We start from the raw sequence: 14,422 nt of genomic DNA, 5'->3' as shown, positions 1-14,422 counted from the left end.
TCCGTGTGGACCGGCCTGGCGTGTGCAGGCTGCACACGCGGGGATCGCCCGATTATCCATGCCGTTTCACGCCGGGGTCAACGCGGCAGTGCGGCAAAACCCGTGACCGGCAGCACGCGGCGGGCCCGGACATGCGATCCTATGCCCATGTCATTGCTCCTCGAACGCGCCCATTACCTGCTCTCGGCCCACAATACCCGGCAATTGCCGGACGACGTGGGGGCCGAAGTGGCCTTTGCCGGCCGCTCCAACGCCGGCAAATCCAGTGCCCTCAACGCCCTGACCCGCCAGAACAGCCTGGCCCGGGTGTCCAAGACCCCCGGCCGCACCCAGCAGCTGGTGTTCTTCGAAGTCACCCCCGAGGCCAAGCTGGTCGACCTGCCCGGTTACGGCTACGCCAAGGTGCCGCTGGACCTGCAGGCGCACTGGCAGGCCTTCATCGACCAGTACTTCCGCACCCGCGAGGCCCTGCGCGGGCTGGTGGTGGTGATGGACATCCGCCACCCGCTGAAGGACTACGACCGGCAGATGCTGGCCTACGCGGTCCGGCGCGGGTTGCCGGCGCACGCGCTGCTGACCAAGGCCGACAAGCTCGGCCGTGGCCAGCAGGGCATTGCCCTGCAGAAGGTGCGCAAGGAACTGCAGTCCGCCTTTGGCGACACCGTCAGCGTGCAGACCTTCTCCGGCCCGGCCCGCCAGGGCGTGGACGAGGCGCGCGGGATCATCGGCGGCTGGCTGGGCCTGAACAAACCGGCGCCCGACGCGCCCTGATTGCTGTCACCCGACCAACGGTCGGGTGCTACCGGCAGGTACCGACCGTTGCTCGGTGCATGCGTCAGCGCGCAGGCAAGGGTGCGAATTCGCCCGGTACCCAGGCGAAGGCTTCGCCTTCCCGACGGACATGCCCCAGGCCCGGGAACGGCAGGTGGGCACCGGCGACCCACCACCCCCCATCGGCGGCCTGCGCCATCATCGCGCGACGGCTGGCAATGGCGGCCGTGCGGTCGCTGTCGGCTTCGTAGGCGGCCTGCGGCTGGGCGAACTGCACGGCGTGGAAGTGCACGATGTCGCCCCAGACCAGGACCGCCTGCCGCTCACCGCCGTCGATCTTCCAGGACACATGGCCCGGGGTATGCCCGTGGCTGTCCAGCGCGGTGACGCCGTTCGGCAGCGCCTGCCCGGGACGGAAGCGGTGCAGCTTGCCGCTGGCCACGTAGGGCGCCACGGCCTCGCGGGCCAACGCGAAGGCAAAACGCACGCCCTGCGGCGCGCCGGCCTCGCTGGCCGGGTCCAGCCAATAGGCAGCATCGGCTTCAGACAGCCACACGGTGGCGTTGGGATACGCGACCTGGTCCTGCGCATCGAGCAGGCCGCACAGGTGGTCGGGGTGGGCATGGGTGAGCAGGACGTCATCCACCTCGGCCGGGTCGTAGCCGGCCTTGCGCAGGTTGCCCAGCACCTGGCCCAGCCCCGGGCCGAAGCAGCCGGCGGTGCCGGTGTCGACCAGGGTGAGGTGGTTGCCGCGCTGGATCAGGTAAGCGTTGACCGCGGTCTGCAGGCCCTTGCCGTCTTCGGGCACGTAGCGGTGGTTGAGCAGGCGGGTGACCGCGCCCGGTGCGATGCCAACCAGTTCCGAACGGCCCAGGGCCACGGTGCCGTCGAACAGGGCGGTGACTTCCAGCTCGCCGACCTGCTGGTGGTACACGCCGGGCACCTGCTCCAGCGGGTGGTGGGTGGTAGTGGCGAACGCAGGTGCGGCAACCGTGGCCAGCAGCAGGGCGGTGGCAAGGACACGCACACGGGGGAAGGACATGATCGTTTCCGTACAAGGCGGCAGCGCCGCGGTGCCTGCATGGTGCGCGGGGCGGGCGCGGCGTTCCGCTCAGAATGCGCGGCGAAACGCTCGCGGTGCGCTCAGCTGTTGCCGATCGCTGTCGGTTCCAGCCCATAGCGCGCGGCGAAGCGCTTGCTGAAACTGCCCGGCGAGCGGTAACCGACCCGCGCGGCCACGGTCTTGAGCGGCAGTTGGGTGGTGTAGAGCAGGTTCATGGCGTGGGCCAGGCGCGCATCGGCGATCAGTTCGCGCACGCTGGACTGTTCGCTGGCCAGGCGCCGCCGCAGGGTGGCGCCGCTGAGACCGAGCTGGTCTTCGAAATCGCGCGATTGCCAGTCGCGTTCGGGCTGGGCCGCAATCAGGTCGCGGATGCGTTCGCCCAGGCTGGGCTCGGGTGGCACCAGCAGGCTGCCGTGGCCGCGCCGGCAGAACGCCAGCACCAGCGAGGCCAGGGCCAGGCGGGCTTCGGTGTACTGGGCGTGCTCCAGTGCCTGGCGCCATTGGCGCAGGGTGTCGGCATGGTCGTGCAGCGACAGTCTGGCCAGTGCGTCGCCGGCCTCGGGCAGCGGCTCGTTCCACAGCACGCGTGCGGCCGACAGCGCTTCGGCGCACAGCGGCACGATCGCGCTGAGGTACAGCCCGCTTTGCGGATCGGGCGTGTTGACCACGTCGATCCGGCAGCGTCGGGTGATCAGGAACAGATCGCCGGGCACCAGCTGCAGGGTCTGGTGCGCGGTGCGCACCTGCTTGCGCCCCTGCAGCAGGATGGCGAACTGCGGTTGCGGAATGTCCACCGACTGGGCGCCGTGTTCACGGCGGGCGGTGATGCAGGCATACCCGCCCGCGCGCTGGCAGTCGGCAAGGCTGGCCATCTCGGCCAGCAGCGGATCGGGAGTAACGGGCATGTCCATGAGGATGCAGTATCGGCCAAGCGGCCGCGCCATGCTGCTGCCACGCGCCAGGCCAACGCACGCAAGCCAATGGCGGCGGGCATGGCAGGCGGTCAAGTCCCATCCAATAGGATGCAGAAAACCGTCACGGTGGCATGACGGCCGGAACCGCCACCCTATACTGCGCCCTTGCGATGCGGGGCGATCAGCCCCACATCCCCGTCCAGTCCAGAATCCCTGCGAGCCTCCCCTTGTCGAGCCCCAGCCACGTCGCCGAGACGCCGATCACCGACCGTAATGAACTGGTCGCCACGTTGGCCTCCGGCGAAAAGCCCAAGGCGCAGTGGCGCATCGGCACCGAACACGAGAAGTTCGGCTTCCGGCTGGATGACCTGCGCCCGCCCACCTTCGATGGCGAGCGCGGCATCGAAGCGCTGCTTACCGGGCTGACCCGCTTCGGCTGGGCGCCGGTGCAGGAGAACGGCCGCACCATCGCGCTGCTGCGTGACAACGCGTCGGTGACGCTGGAGCCGGCCGGGCAGCTGGAACTGTCGGGCGCGGCGCTGGAAAGCATCCACCAGACCTGTGTGGAAACCGGCACGCACCTCAACGAGGTGGCGCAGGTGGCGGCGGAGCTGGAGCTGGGCTTCCTGGGCATGGGCTTCCAGCCGAAGTGGACGCGCGAAGAGATGCCGTGGATGCCGAAGGGCCGCTACCGCATCATGCGCGACTACATGCCGAAGGTGGGTTCGCTTGGGCTGGACATGATGACGCGCACCTGCACGGTGCAGGTGAACCTGGATTACGCCACCGAAGCGGACATGGTGAAGAAGTTCCGGGTGTCGCTGGCGCTGCAGCCGATCGCCACGGCGCTGTTCGCCGATTCGCCGTTCACCGAGGGCAAGCCGAACGGTTACCTGAGCTACCGCTCGCACATCTGGACGGATACGGACGCGGACCGTACGGGCATGCTCGACTTCGTGTTCGAGGATGGCTTCGGTTACGAGCGTTACGTGGATTACCTGCTCGATGTGCCGATGTATTTCTCCTACCGCGATGGCGTGTACCACGACGCCAGCGGGCAGAGCTTCCGCGATTTCATGGTGGGCAAGCTGCCGGTGCTGCCGGGCCAGCTGCCGACGCTGCGTGACTGGTCGGACCACATGACCACGGCGTTCCCGGAAGTGCGCTTGAAGAAGTACCTGGAAATGCGCGGAGCCGATGGTGGCCCGTGGGCACGGCTGTGTGCGCTGCCGGCGTTCTGGGTAGGGTTGCTGTACGACGATGCGGCGCTGGATGCGGCGTGGGACCTGGTGCGTGACTTCAGCCTGGTGGAGCGCCATGCGCTGCGCGATGGGGTGCCGAAGCATGCGCTGAACCTGCCGTTCCGCGGCGGCACGGTGCGCGACCTGGCGGCCGAGGCGTTGAAGATCGCTGTTGCTGGCCTGAAGCGGCGCGCGGCGCGCAATGCGGACGGGCAGGATGAAAGCCACTTCCTGGATGTGCTGCAGGAGATCGTGGCGTCGGGCATCACGCCGGCCGAGCGCAAGCTGGCGCTGTACCACGGAGAGTGGAACCAGAGCGTGGACCCGGTATTCAAGCAGTTCGCGTACTGAACCCCGAAAAAAAACCCCGGCCAGGCCGGGGTTTTTTCTTCTACATCATGCCGCCAACGTTGCCATGTCGATCACGAACCGGTAACGCACATCGTTTTTCGCCATGCGCGCCCAGGCTTCATTGACGGTCTTGATGTCGATCACTTCCACGTCGCTGACGATGTTGTGTTCGGCACAGAAATCCATCATTTCCTGGGTTTCGGCCATGCCGCCGATCGCCGAGCCGGTCACGTGCTTGCGGCCGAAGATCACGCTGGAACCCATCAGCGGCGGGTCCAGCTCGGTGATCACGCCCACCAGGCACATGGTGGCGTCGCGCTTGAGCAGCTGCATGTACGGGTTGGTGTCGTGGCTGACCGGGATGGTGTTGAGCAGGAAGTCGAAGCTGTTGGCGTGGGCCTTCATCTGCGCCGGGTCGCGCGAGACCAGCACTTCGTCGGCGCCCAGGCGCTTGGCATCGGCACCCTTTTCCGGGGTAGTGGTGATCATCACCACGGTGGCGCCCATCGCCTTGGCGAACTTCACGCCCATGTGGCCGAGGCCACCCAGGCCGATCACGCCGACCTTCTGGCCGGGGCCGACCTTCCAGTGGCGCAGGGGGGAGTAGGTGGTGATGCCGGCGCACAGCAGCGGGGCGGCCGCCTTCAGGTCGAGCGTGTCGGCGACCTTCACCACGAAGCGCTGTTCAACCACGATGTGGTCGGAGTAGCCGCCGAAGGTGAGCTGGTCGCTGCCGCGCTCCTTGCTGTTGTAGGTGTAGGTCGGGCCCTTTTCGCAGTACTGCTCCAGGTCGTGGTCGCAGGCGTCGCAATGGCGGCAGGAGTCGACCATGCAGCCGACGCCGGCGAAGTCGCCGACCTTGAAGCGGGTGACGTTGGCGCCGACTTCGGTGACCCGGCCGATGATTTCGTGGCCCGGCACCATCGGGAACTGGGCGCCGCCCCAGTCGTCGCGGGCCTGGTGCAGGTCGGAGTGGCAGATGCCGCTGTAGAGGATCTGGATGCGGACATCGTCGGCACCGACCGGGCGGCGCTCGAAGGAGAACGGCACCAGCGGCGCGGTCTGGTCATGCACGGCATAGCCATGGGCAAGGGACATGGAGATATCCTGGGATTTATGGAAAGGCGCTTTACAATACGCCCGCTTTCCATGGGTATACAGTCAGTATATCGGCATGATTCATCAAGGCAGACTGCACAATCGTGGCTACTGACAACCTGACCCACCTGGCCGCGTTCGCCGCAGTAGCCCGCCACCGCAGCTTCCGCCGTGCCGGGGCGGAACTGGCCCTGTCGACCTCGGCGGTGAGCTACGCCATCCGCGCGCTGGAAGAGCGGCTGGGGGTGGGGTTGTTCCACCGCACTACCCGCAGCGTGGCGCTGACCGAGGCCGGGCAGCGGCTGCTTCATCGCCTGCAGCCGGCGCTGGGCCAGGTGCATGACGCGCTGGAGGAGATGAACCACTTCCGTGCGGCGCCGGCCGGCCTGCTGCGCATCAATGCCACCCGCGCGGCGGTGCATACCGAGCTGGGCCCGCGCCTGGCGCATTACCTGCGCGCGCACCCCGATGTACGGCTGGAGGTGGCGCAGGACGATGGGCTGGTGGATATCGTGGCCGAGGGCTACGACGCGGGGGTGCGGCTGCATGAGTTCGTACCCGAAGACATGGTGGCGGTGCCGCTGGGGCCGCCGCTGCGCGGGCTGATCGTGGCATCGCCGGCCTACCTGCAGGGCCGGGCGGCGCCACACCACCCGCGCGAGCTCGTGGAGCATGAGTGCGTTCGCTTCCGCTTTGCCAGCGGCCATCTGTACAAGTGGCAGTTCGAGCGCGACGGACAGACGCTCGACATCGATGTGCCGGGCCGGCTCACGCTCGGGGATCAGCACACGGTGCTGCAGGCGGTGCTGGACGGCCTGGGCCTGGCCTACGTGCTGGAGGACGCGGCGCGCCCGTACCTGGACGATGGCCGGCTGGTGGCGGTGCTGGAAGACTGGAGCGAACCGTTCGCCGGCTGGGTGCTGTACTACCCACGCCAACGGCAGATGTCCTCGGCGTTGCGGGCGTTCGTGGATATGCTGCGCGAGCGCGATTGAGGGATGCGCTCGGGGCGTGCTAGCGTCGCCGGCATTGCATGGGGACACGGATGTCGATGAACCGCACGATCGTACTCTTGATCATTCTGGGCCTTGCCGGCGGCCTGCTGCACGCCAGAAAGACCTTCTTCCCGTCGCGCGCGGAACGGGCGCGCGAAGCGGCGGCGATGCCGGTATCGGTATCGGTCCCGCCCGCGCAGACCGTGCGCGGTCCGGCGGTGGACGTCTACGGTCGCGATGGCTGTGGCTACACCCGGCGCATGCTGGCCGACCTGCAGGCGGCCAACGTGCCAGTGCGCTACTACGATATCGACCTGCCCGCCGTGGAAGCGCAGTTCCATTCGCGTTTCAAGCATGAAGGCATCATGCGCGATGGCGGTTACGAGCTGCCGGTGGTGGCAGTGGCCGACCAGTCGTTGGCCCGGCCGGAACCGGCATCGGTGATCTACCGGTTCCGCTCGCGTTGAGCGCAATCATCGAAGCAGACGCCGACAAGGACAGCTTCAGCGGCGACGTCGACTTCAAGGACGCAGGCCTTCGGCTCGGATTCGTGTACCGGTTCTGAGGCTATGAGGCGAGTAGTTTGCGGATCTGTGCCTCGGTTGCCGCGTAATCGCCTTCGCCGAAATGCCGGTAGACGATGCGGCCTTCCTGGTCGATCAGGTACAGCGCCGGCCAGTACTGGTTTCCGTACGCGCGCCAGGTCTGGTAGGCGTTGTCCTGCGCTACCGGCCAGGTGACACCGAGCCGCTTCGCTGCCGCCTCCACGTTGCGCGGCAGCTTTTCATAGCCGAACTCGGGGGTGTGCACGCCGATCACGGTCAACCCCTGGCTGGCGTAGGTGTCATGCCACCGCTTCACGTGCGGCATCACGTTGAGGCAGTTGATGCAGGAGTAGGTCCAGAACTCCACCAGCACCACCTTGCCGCGCAGCTGCTGCAGCGATTGCGGCGGACCGTTGAGCCAGTGCTCGATGCCGGTGAACTCCGGCGCCTGCGGCGCCGACATGTTGGGGCTGGGCGGGACCGGGTCGGCCGCTGCGCCCGGCGTACAGGCGCTGGCGGAGATGCACGCGGCCAGCAGGGTGATGATCGGGCGAAGCATGGGCATGGTCCTTCTCCTAGGGGGGGCGGATCAGAGTGCAGCGGCGTCGATTACCGCCTGGACGAACGCCTGCGGTGCTTCCTGCGGCGGGTTGTGGCCCACGCCGCCCTGCAGCAGGCGATGCTCATAAGGCCCGGTGAACTTGGCGGCATAGGCCTCGGCCTTGGGGTGCGGCGCGCCGTTGGCATCGCCCTCCAGGGTGATGGTCGGTACGCCGATGCTCGGCGCCTGCGCCAGCCGCTGCTCCAGCGCGGCGTACTTCGGCTCGCCGTCGGCCAGGCCCAGGCGCCAGCGGTAGTTGTGCACGACGATGGCCACGTGGTCGGGGTTGTCAAGCGCGGCGGCGCTGCGCGCGAACGTGGCATCGTCGAAGCGCCACTGCGGCGAGGCCAGCTGCCAGATCTGGCGGGCGAAGTCGTGCGTGTAGCGTGCGTAACCGGCCTCGCCGCGATCGGTGGCGAAGTAGAACTGGTACCACCACTGCAGTTCGGCCTGCGGCGGCAACGGCGTCTTCCCGGCTTCCTGGCTGCCGATGAGATAGCCGCTGACCGAGACCAGCGACTTGACCCGTTCCGGCCACAGCGCGGCAACGATGTCGGCCGAGCGTGCACCCCAGTCGAAGCCGGCCAGGTTGGCGCGCGGGATGTGCAGGGCATCAAGCAGGTTCAGCACATCGGAAGCAAGCGCCGCCGGTTCACCATTGCGCGGCGTCTGCGCCGACAGGAAGCGGGTGCTGCCATAGCCACGCAGGTGCGGCACGATCACCCGGTAACCCTTGGCCGCCAGCTGCGGCGCGACCTCGGCATAGGCATTGATGTCATAGGGCCAGCCGTGCAGCAGCACGACCACCTCGCCGTCGGCCGGGCCCAGCTCGGCGTAGGCCACGTCCAGGTCGCCAGCGACGACATGCTTGTTCGCCTCCAGCGCGGGCGGCGCGTGTGCGACCGCCACCGTCGGCGCAGGGACGGGCAGGGCAGGTGATGCGATGGCGGATGCAGAGGCCGCCAGGGCCATCGCCATGCCCAGCAGGGAGGCGCCGAACGACCGCGGCGAATGGGACAGCGGGAAAGAAGAAGGGGTGTGCATGGTGCTCTCCGTTGACGTTCAGATGGCCCAGCCGCCATCGATGGTCAGGCTGGAACCGGTCATGTAGGCCGCTTCATGGCTGGCAAGCCAGGCGGTGAGTCCTGCGACTTCATCGGGCTCGCCGACCCGGCCAAGCGGGTTGCGCTGCACCAGCTGGTCGACGAAATCGGCGGTGATGTCGGTGGCGATCGGTCCGGGCTGGATGTTGTTGATCGTGATCCGGCGCGGCGCCAGGTCCAGCGCCAGTTCGCGCACCAGCGTGGCCACGGCGGACTTGGTCATCGCATAGACGCTGCTGCCGACCGCACCGCTGCGCACGGCGGTGTTGCTGCCGATGGTGATCAGGCGCCCGCCATCGTTCATGGCAGCGGCGGCGGCCTGCACGGCGAGGAACACGCCACGCACGTTCACGGCCAGCATCCGGTCCAGCAGGTCTGTGGGAAAGTCGGCCAGCGGGCTGCCCTGGTAGATGCCGGCATTGACCACCGCCACCTGCAGCGGGCCAAAGGTGTCCACTGCTTGTTTGACCGCTGACGCGATGGCCTGCGCATCGGCGCTGTCAGCCTGCAGGGCGATGGCCTGGCCGCCGTCGGCCTGGATCGAGGCGACCACCGCGGCGGCTTTCTCAGGCTGGGAGACGAAGGTCAGCGCCACGGGATGACCCTCACGGGCCAGCCGCCTGGCAATGGCGGCACCAATGCCACGGGAGCCGCCGAAGACCAGCGCGGTGTTGGAACGGGGGGAGACGGTGGCATTCATGCAGATGTCCTCGGGATAGGCGGCCAGCGGAGGAGCCGCCGGCGTTGGAGGCCATTCAACGCCTGCCCCGTATCCGGCAGGTGTCGGCGAACCCGGAGATTTGTCGCCTTTCCGCACCACGGCGGCGGTTGATACACAGTCATACAAATGGATGCCCCCGCCGGCCCGCAGCACCCCGCCGGCGGCGATACCATGCGTCCACGGGCCCGCAGCGGGCCGCCGATGGCCATCACGCGGAGCAGGCATGAGCACCCACACCGACCACATCCTGGTTGTCGATGACGACGCCGATATCCGCCAGCTGGTCGGCGACTACCTGCGCCGCAACGGCCTGCGCGTGAGCCAGGCGGCCGACGGGCGCGAGATGCGCGCCACGCTGGAGACCAGTGACGTGGACCTGATCGTGCTGGACGTGATGATGCCGGGCGAGGACGGGCTGTCGCTGTGCCGCAACCTGCGTGCCGGCAAGCACCGCGCCGTACCCGTGGTGATGCTGACTGCGCGCGATGATGAAACCGACCGCATCATCGGCCTGGAAATGGGCGCCGACGATTACGTGGTCAAGCCGTTCTCCTCGCGCGAACTGCTGGCGCGCATCAATGCGGTGATCCGGCGCACGCGCATGCTGCCGCCGAACCTGCAGGTGAGCGAGGCCGCACGGTTGATCCGCTTTGGCAGCTGGAGGCTGGATACCAGTGCGCGGCACCTGCTGGACGAGGCCGGCACGGTCTATCCGCTCAGTGGCGGCGAGTTCCGCCTGCTGCGCGTGTTCATCGACCATCCGCAGCGCGTGCTCAGCCGCGACCAGCTGCTCAACCTGACCCAGGGCCGCGACGCCGAACTGTTCGACCGCTCCATCGACCTGCTGGTCAGCCGCCTGCGCCAGCGCCTGGGCGATGGTGCGCGCGAACAGACCTTCATCAAGACCGTGCGCAGCGAAGGCTACGTGTTCAGTCAGCCGGTCGTGCTGCTCGACGAGGACGCATGAACGCCCCCGCGCATCGCCGTAGGTTCTCCTGGTTGCCGCGCACGCTGGGTACCCGTCTGTTGCTGATCCTGGCCGCTGGCATGCTGCTCGCGCACGGCCTGTCGTTCGCGCTGCTGTTCCACGAGCGCGCCACCGCTACCCGCGCGATGATGTTGAGCAACATGGAAGACGACGTGCCGCTCAGCGTGGCGCTGCTCGAGCATCTTTCACCGGCCGAACGCACGGCGTGGCTGCCGCAGCTGGAACGGCGCACCTACCGCTATCTGCTGCGCCCCGCACAGCCGGGCAGCGCGCTGGCCAGCGAGCGCGCGCGCCAGGTGGCCGGGCTGATCGATGATTCGCTGGCGCATCGCTACGCATTGCGGCCGCGCGCGGTCTCGGCCTCGCCGGAGCGCTACGAGGTGGAGCTGACCCTGGCCGATGGCCAGCCGTTGACCATCGAAGTCACCCCGTCGCTGCTGCCGATCGCGCGCTGGCTGCCGTGGGTGCTCGCCGCGCAGGTGCTGGTGTTGCTGGGCTGCGTGTGGCTGGCGGTGCGCCTGGCCACACGCCCGCTGGTACGGCTGGCCGAAGCCGCCGACCGCCTGGACGTGGCCGGGCAGGGCGATGCGATCAGCGAACAGGGACCGCAGGAAGTGGAGGCCGCGGCACGCGCGCTGAACGCGCTGCAATCGCGCGTGGCCGCCCACGTCAGCGAACGCATGCAGATACTGGCGGCGATCTCGCACGACCTGCAGACGCCGATCACCCGGCTGCGCCTGCGCATCGAATCGCTGGACGAGACGCCTGCGCAGGAGCGCCTGCTGGGCGACGTGACCCAGCTCAGCCAGCTGGTGCGCGAGGGCATCGATTACGCGCGCAGCGCAACTGTCAGCATGGGCACTCCCGTGCAGCTCGACCTGCCCGCGTTCCTCGACAGCGTGGTGGGCGACTACGAGGAGGTGGGCAAACCGGTGCGGCGCGTGGCCGGTGCGCAGGCCACGCTGCCGACCCATCCGCAGGTCCTGCGGCGGGTGGTGCAGAACCTGATCGACAACGCGCTGGCGTACGCCGGCAGCGCCGACGTGGGCCTGACCGTAGGCGCGCACGGCGAGGTGAGCATTGATGTGATGGACCGTGGGCCGGGCATTCCCGAGGCGTCGCTTGCGGCGGTGCTGCAGCCCTTCCATCGGCTGGAGCCTTCGCGCGGCCGCGCCAGTGGCGGCACCGGGCTGGGCCTGGCCATCGCCGACCAGCTGGCCCGCGCGCTGGGGGGGCGGTTGATCCTGGCCAATCGGGCGGGTGGCGGGCTGCGGGCAACCTTGGAGCTGCGCCGGGAAAATGCTGCACTGCGCACAAAGCCGGCGCTTGAATCGATCTAAACTGGCCCCTCGATGATCTGGCATGGGAGGGCAGGGCATGGGGTTCCGCAGCACGATGATGGTGGCCGCAGCACTGGCGGCAGCAGTTTCGTTTGGCGCGGTGGCCGCGCCGATGTCCGGCAACCCGATCCTGCCGGGCTGGTATGCCGATCCTGAGGCGGCGGTGTTCGGCAAGACCTATTGGATCTTCCCGACCAGCTCGCGACCGTATGCCGAGCAGACCGCGTTCGACGCGTTTTCCTCACCCGACCTGGTGCAGTGGACCCGGCATCCGGGTGTGCTGAAGATCGAGGCGGTGTCCTGGGCAAAAGAAGCACTGTGGGCCCCGTCGGTGGTGGAGAAGGACGGAAAGTACTATTTCTTCTTCTCCGCCAACGACATCAAGAACGACAGCGAAGTGGGCGGCATCGGCGTGGCCGTGGCCGACCGGCCGGAGGGCCCGTACCGCGACCTGCTGGGCAAGCCGCTGATCGGTTCGTTCCACAACGGAGCGCAGCCCATCGACCAGTTCGTGTTCAAGGACGACGACGGCACCTGGTACATGCTCTACGGTGGCTGGAAGCACGCCAACATCGTGCGGTTGAAGGACGATTTCACCGGCATCGTGCCGCTGTCCGACGGCACGCTGTACAAGGAGATCACCCCCGCGCCGGAATATGTCGAGGGCTCGCTGATGTTCAAGCGCGGCGGCCGCTATTACTACATGTGGTCAGAGGGCGGCTGGGGTGAGCCGGACTATTCGGTGGCCTACGCCATTGCCGACGCGCCCACCGGGCCGTTCAAGCGGATCGGCCGGATCCTGCAGCAGGACCCGGCTGTCGCCACCAGCGCTGGCCACCATTCGCTCATCCATGCGCCTGACGATGACAGCTGGTACATCGTCTACCACCGCCGCCCGCTGGGCCGGACCGGCCGCAATGAACGGGCCACCGCCATCGATCGCATGGAGTTCGATGCGCAGGGGCATATCCTGCCCGTGAAGATGACCCACGAAGGCGTGCCGGCGCATCCTTTGCCCTGACGCGGTTTATGGCAAAGTTGCGCCATGGCTTACCCGCCATGGCTACAAGGAGAGCAGGGATGATGAACAGGAGCGTATGGGTGCTGGCGCTGTGCCTGATGGCCGGCGCGGCGATGGCTGACAGTGTCCGGTTCGGCAACAATCTGGTGAATTCGGGCGACAACGCAGGCCGGGTCGTCCAGGTGGCCGGCAAGCCGGACCGGGTCATCCAGGAAGAAAGTGACCAGGGCGGAAACCTGGGCGAGCGCTGGGAGTATTACCAGTCGCGCAAGACCGTCCAGATTGTTTTCCGGGACGGCCGGGTCACTGCCATCCGGGAAATCTTCAACTGACCACGCCGGCGGCGGACCATTTGTCCGCCAATGCGTTGCGCACCCCCGTGATGTGCCATGCTTCCTCCTTCCAACAGGGAGCATGCCGTCATGGCCAAGGGTCTGGACAAGCAGAAAGAGCAGAAGAAGAAACCTGCCAAGACTGCGAAGGAAAAGAAGGCGGAAAAAAACGAGAAGAAGAACACGCGCGGTTTCGCACCGACCTGATCCCTTCCGTTCGCTTCACCGCTTTCACAACGTAGGGGCTCTACCCCCGGCAGTACAAATACCGGTCGTGCAACCGTGCAAGTTCGGTTTCGCGGCCGGCGTTGCCGACGCATCCTGTCCCACCGGAACCGGGTAACTCCGATGCCGTTGCTGAGCTTCACCGACTTCGAGGCCTACGCAGACGCGCTCGCCGGCGTGGACGGCCTGATGCGCGTGACCGGACCGGTGGGCCGTGCATGGACGCTGGACATCCTGGACGCCGGTGACGTCACCGCGATGCTCGGCGTGGACGGCGCCCCGGCGCTGTACAACGGGCTGAGCCAGCCCGGTCGATACGTGGTCCACATCTCGCTGCCCGGCAGCGATGCGTTCATGCAGGGGAGCGCGACGGCCGATGACCAGTTCGTCTGGTTCGCACCGGGTGTGGAGGTGCACGGCTTTACCCGCAGGCAATCACAGTTCCTCGCGCTGGACATGGACGCCGCTGCGGTGGTGCAGCGTGCGCGCGAAGTGGCCGGACTGTTCGACGACCATATCGATCGTACCTACGCGGTGAATGTCGGCCGTGCCGAGATGGCACCGATCATCACCCTGGTCACCCGCGCACTGGCGATCCACCGGCAGAGCCCCAGCGTGTTCGATGAGCCCAGTGTGCGCCGCTCGTTCAGTGGCCAGGTGATCCACGCACTGCTGCGCTGCATGGTGCTGGCCAATCCCGAAGCCGTGCGGCGCACGCGCGGTCGGCCGACCTTGCCGCGCAACGAGATCATCCGCCTCAGCCTGGACCACATCCACAAGAGCATCCGGGGGGAAGCGGTGATCGGTGACCTGGTGCTGAGCGCGGGCACCTCGCAGCGTTCGTTGAGCCGCGCGTTCGATGAAGTGTTCGGCATGGGGCCGCACCAGTACTTCATGCTGGAACGGCTGCACGTGATCCGCAAGGCGCTGCGCGAGGCAACCCCGGGCGACACCGTCACCTCGGTGTGCGCACGCTACGGGGTGTGGGACCAAGGGCGCTTTGCCGGCATGTACCACCGCACGTTCGGCCTGCATCCGTCGATGGAGCTGGCGGCGGCGCTGGAGTCATGGCGGGCCAATACAACCGCCAGGGACAAACGCTGAGGCGCCGCG

15 protein-coding genes are annotated in these 14,422 nt (G+C 67.6%); 9 read left to right on the top strand and 6 right to left on the bottom strand.

All coding sequences use genetic code 11. The features are described 5' to 3' along the window. Positions 1 to 147: 147 nt before the first annotated feature. Positions 148 to 771 carry a ribosome biogenesis GTP-binding protein YihA/YsxC gene (yihA, locus tag V9K91_RS01705; protein ID WP_068853999.1) on the top strand — a complete coding sequence of 208 codons (624 nt, stop codon included), beginning with the start codon at positions 148 to 150 and terminating at the stop codon, positions 769 to 771. 64 nt (positions 772 to 835) lie between these two features. Here yihA and V9K91_RS01700 read toward each other — a convergent pair whose 3' ends face one another. Next, positions 836 to 1,813 carry an MBL fold metallo-hydrolase gene (locus tag V9K91_RS01700; RefSeq protein WP_306987542.1) on the bottom strand — a complete coding sequence of 326 codons (978 nt, stop codon included), beginning with the start codon at positions 1,811 to 1,813 and terminating at the stop codon, positions 836 to 838. 101 nt (positions 1,814 to 1,914) lie between these two features. Continuing rightward, positions 1,915 to 2,745, bottom strand: coding sequence for a helix-turn-helix transcriptional regulator (locus V9K91_RS01695; protein WP_210131049.1), 831 nt, complete (start codon positions 2,743 to 2,745; stop codon positions 1,915 to 1,917). Between the two features lie 230 nt (positions 2,746 to 2,975). On the opposite strand from V9K91_RS01695, the gene V9K91_RS01690 reads away from it, so the two are divergent. Next, positions 2,976 to 4,340 (top strand): glutamate--cysteine ligase, encoded by a 1,365-nt coding sequence (locus tag V9K91_RS01690; RefSeq protein WP_068853996.1) that lies wholly within the window; start codon positions 2,976 to 2,978, stop codon positions 4,338 to 4,340. A gap of 45 nt (positions 4,341 to 4,385) precedes the next feature. Here the strand turns inward: V9K91_RS01690 and V9K91_RS01685 are convergent, their stop codons facing one another. Next, complete coding sequence (locus V9K91_RS01685; RefSeq protein WP_093533557.1) at positions 4,386 to 5,438, bottom strand: NAD(P)-dependent alcohol dehydrogenase; 1,053 nt, start codon at positions 5,436 to 5,438, stop codon at positions 4,386 to 4,388. A gap of 104 nt (positions 5,439 to 5,542) precedes the next feature. Between V9K91_RS01685 and V9K91_RS01680 the strand changes: the two genes are divergently transcribed. Then, positions 5,543 to 6,433: a LysR family transcriptional regulator gene (locus tag V9K91_RS01680; RefSeq protein ID WP_336442594.1), complete on the top strand. Its 891-nt coding sequence runs from the start codon at positions 5,543 to 5,545 to the stop codon at positions 6,431 to 6,433. Positions 6,434 to 6,489: 56 nt separating this feature from the next. Then, positions 6,490 to 6,900: a hypothetical protein gene (locus V9K91_RS01675; RefSeq protein WP_210131047.1), complete on the top strand. Its 411-nt coding sequence runs from the start codon at positions 6,490 to 6,492 to the stop codon at positions 6,898 to 6,900. A 100-nt stretch (positions 6,901 to 7,000) separates the two neighbouring features. Here V9K91_RS01675 and V9K91_RS01670 read toward each other — a convergent pair whose 3' ends face one another. Genes V9K91_RS01670 through V9K91_RS01660 form a run of 3 tightly spaced genes read right to left on the bottom strand, consistent with a single transcriptional unit; the run spans position 7,001 to position 9,382 of the window. Further along, a complete protein-coding gene (locus tag V9K91_RS01670; protein ID WP_336442593.1) occupies positions 7,001 to 7,543 on the bottom strand; it encodes a thioredoxin family protein in 543 nt (180 codons plus the stop codon). Between the two features lie 24 nt (positions 7,544 to 7,567). Beyond that, positions 7,568 to 8,623: an alpha/beta hydrolase gene (locus V9K91_RS01665; protein ID WP_306987546.1), complete on the bottom strand. Its 1,056-nt coding sequence runs from the start codon at positions 8,621 to 8,623 to the stop codon at positions 7,568 to 7,570. Between the two features lie 18 nt (positions 8,624 to 8,641). Then, on the bottom strand, positions 8,642 to 9,382 hold the full coding sequence (locus tag V9K91_RS01660) for an SDR family oxidoreductase (RefSeq protein WP_307107934.1): 741 nt from the start codon (positions 9,380 to 9,382) through the stop codon (positions 8,642 to 8,644). 244 nt (positions 9,383 to 9,626) lie between these two features. On the opposite strand from V9K91_RS01660, the gene V9K91_RS01655 reads away from it, so the two are divergent. From V9K91_RS01655 to V9K91_RS01635, 5 genes are all read left to right on the top strand, one after another. After that, the gene (locus V9K91_RS01655) at positions 9,627 to 10,370 is read left to right on the top strand and encodes a response regulator (RefSeq protein ID WP_095362925.1); all 744 of its coding nucleotides are present in this window, start codon (positions 9,627 to 9,629) and stop codon (positions 10,368 to 10,370) included. Continuing rightward, entirely contained in the window at positions 10,367 to 11,731 is a 1,365-nt protein-coding gene (locus tag V9K91_RS01650; RefSeq protein ID WP_306987549.1) for a HAMP domain-containing sensor histidine kinase, read from the top strand. Before V9K91_RS01655 ends, V9K91_RS01650 begins: the two co-directional genes overlap by 4 nt. Positions 11,732 to 11,768: 37 nt before the next feature. Continuing rightward, the gene (locus V9K91_RS01645) at positions 11,769 to 12,752 is read left to right on the top strand and encodes a glycoside hydrolase family 43 protein (RefSeq protein WP_249833089.1); all 984 of its coding nucleotides are present in this window, start codon (positions 11,769 to 11,771) and stop codon (positions 12,750 to 12,752) included. Between the two features lie 80 nt (positions 12,753 to 12,832). Next, complete coding sequence (locus V9K91_RS01640) at positions 12,833 to 13,084, top strand: DUF2845 domain-containing protein (protein WP_141236195.1); 252 nt, start codon at positions 12,833 to 12,835, stop codon at positions 13,082 to 13,084. 348 nt (positions 13,085 to 13,432) lie between these two features. Beyond that, positions 13,433 to 14,413: an AraC family transcriptional regulator gene (locus tag V9K91_RS01635; protein ID WP_306987550.1), complete on the top strand. Its 981-nt coding sequence runs from the start codon at positions 13,433 to 13,435 to the stop codon at positions 14,411 to 14,413. Positions 14,414 to 14,422 lie beyond the last annotated feature (9 nt).

Origin of the sequence: Stenotrophomonas sp. CCNWLW57, from assembly GCF_037203925.1 — a bacterium.
Taxonomy (GTDB): Bacteria; Pseudomonadota; Gammaproteobacteria; order Xanthomonadales; family Xanthomonadaceae; genus Stenotrophomonas; species Stenotrophomonas rhizophila_A.
Note: the sequence above shows the minus strand (reverse complement) of the source record. Positions and strands in the feature narration are given on the sequence as shown.

Coding starts and splice junctions, on each gene's coding strand:
- yihA (WP_068853999.1), top strand. CDS start 148: ATGTCATTGCTCCTCGAACGCGCCCATTACCTGCTCTCGGCCCACAAT.
- V9K91_RS01700 (WP_306987542.1), bottom strand. CDS start 1,813: ATGTCCTTCCCCCGTGTGCGTGTCCTTGCCACCGCCCTGCTGCTGGCC.
- V9K91_RS01695 (WP_210131049.1), bottom strand. CDS start 2,745: ATGGACATGCCCGTTACTCCCGATCCGCTGCTGGCCGAGATGGCCAGC.
- V9K91_RS01685 (WP_093533557.1), bottom strand. CDS start 5,438: ATGTCCCTTGCCCATGGCTATGCCGTGCATGACCAGACCGCGCCGCTG.
- V9K91_RS01675 (WP_210131047.1), top strand. CDS start 6,490: ATGAACCGCACGATCGTACTCTTGATCATTCTGGGCCTTGCCGGCGGC.
- V9K91_RS01670 (WP_336442593.1), bottom strand. CDS start 7,543: ATGCCCATGCTTCGCCCGATCATCACCCTGCTGGCCGCGTGCATCTCC.
- V9K91_RS01665 (WP_306987546.1), bottom strand. CDS start 8,623: ATGCACACCCCTTCTTCTTTCCCGCTGTCCCATTCGCCGCGGTCGTTC.
- V9K91_RS01660 (WP_307107934.1), bottom strand. CDS start 9,382: ATGAATGCCACCGTCTCCCCCCGTTCCAACACCGCGCTGGTCTTCGGC.
- V9K91_RS01655 (WP_095362925.1), top strand. CDS start 9,627: ATGAGCACCCACACCGACCACATCCTGGTTGTCGATGACGACGCCGAT.
- V9K91_RS01650 (WP_306987549.1), top strand. CDS start 10,367: ATGAACGCCCCCGCGCATCGCCGTAGGTTCTCCTGGTTGCCGCGCACG.
- V9K91_RS01645 (WP_249833089.1), top strand. CDS start 11,769: ATGGGGTTCCGCAGCACGATGATGGTGGCCGCAGCACTGGCGGCAGCA.
- V9K91_RS01635 (WP_306987550.1), top strand. CDS start 13,433: ATGCCGTTGCTGAGCTTCACCGACTTCGAGGCCTACGCAGACGCGCTC.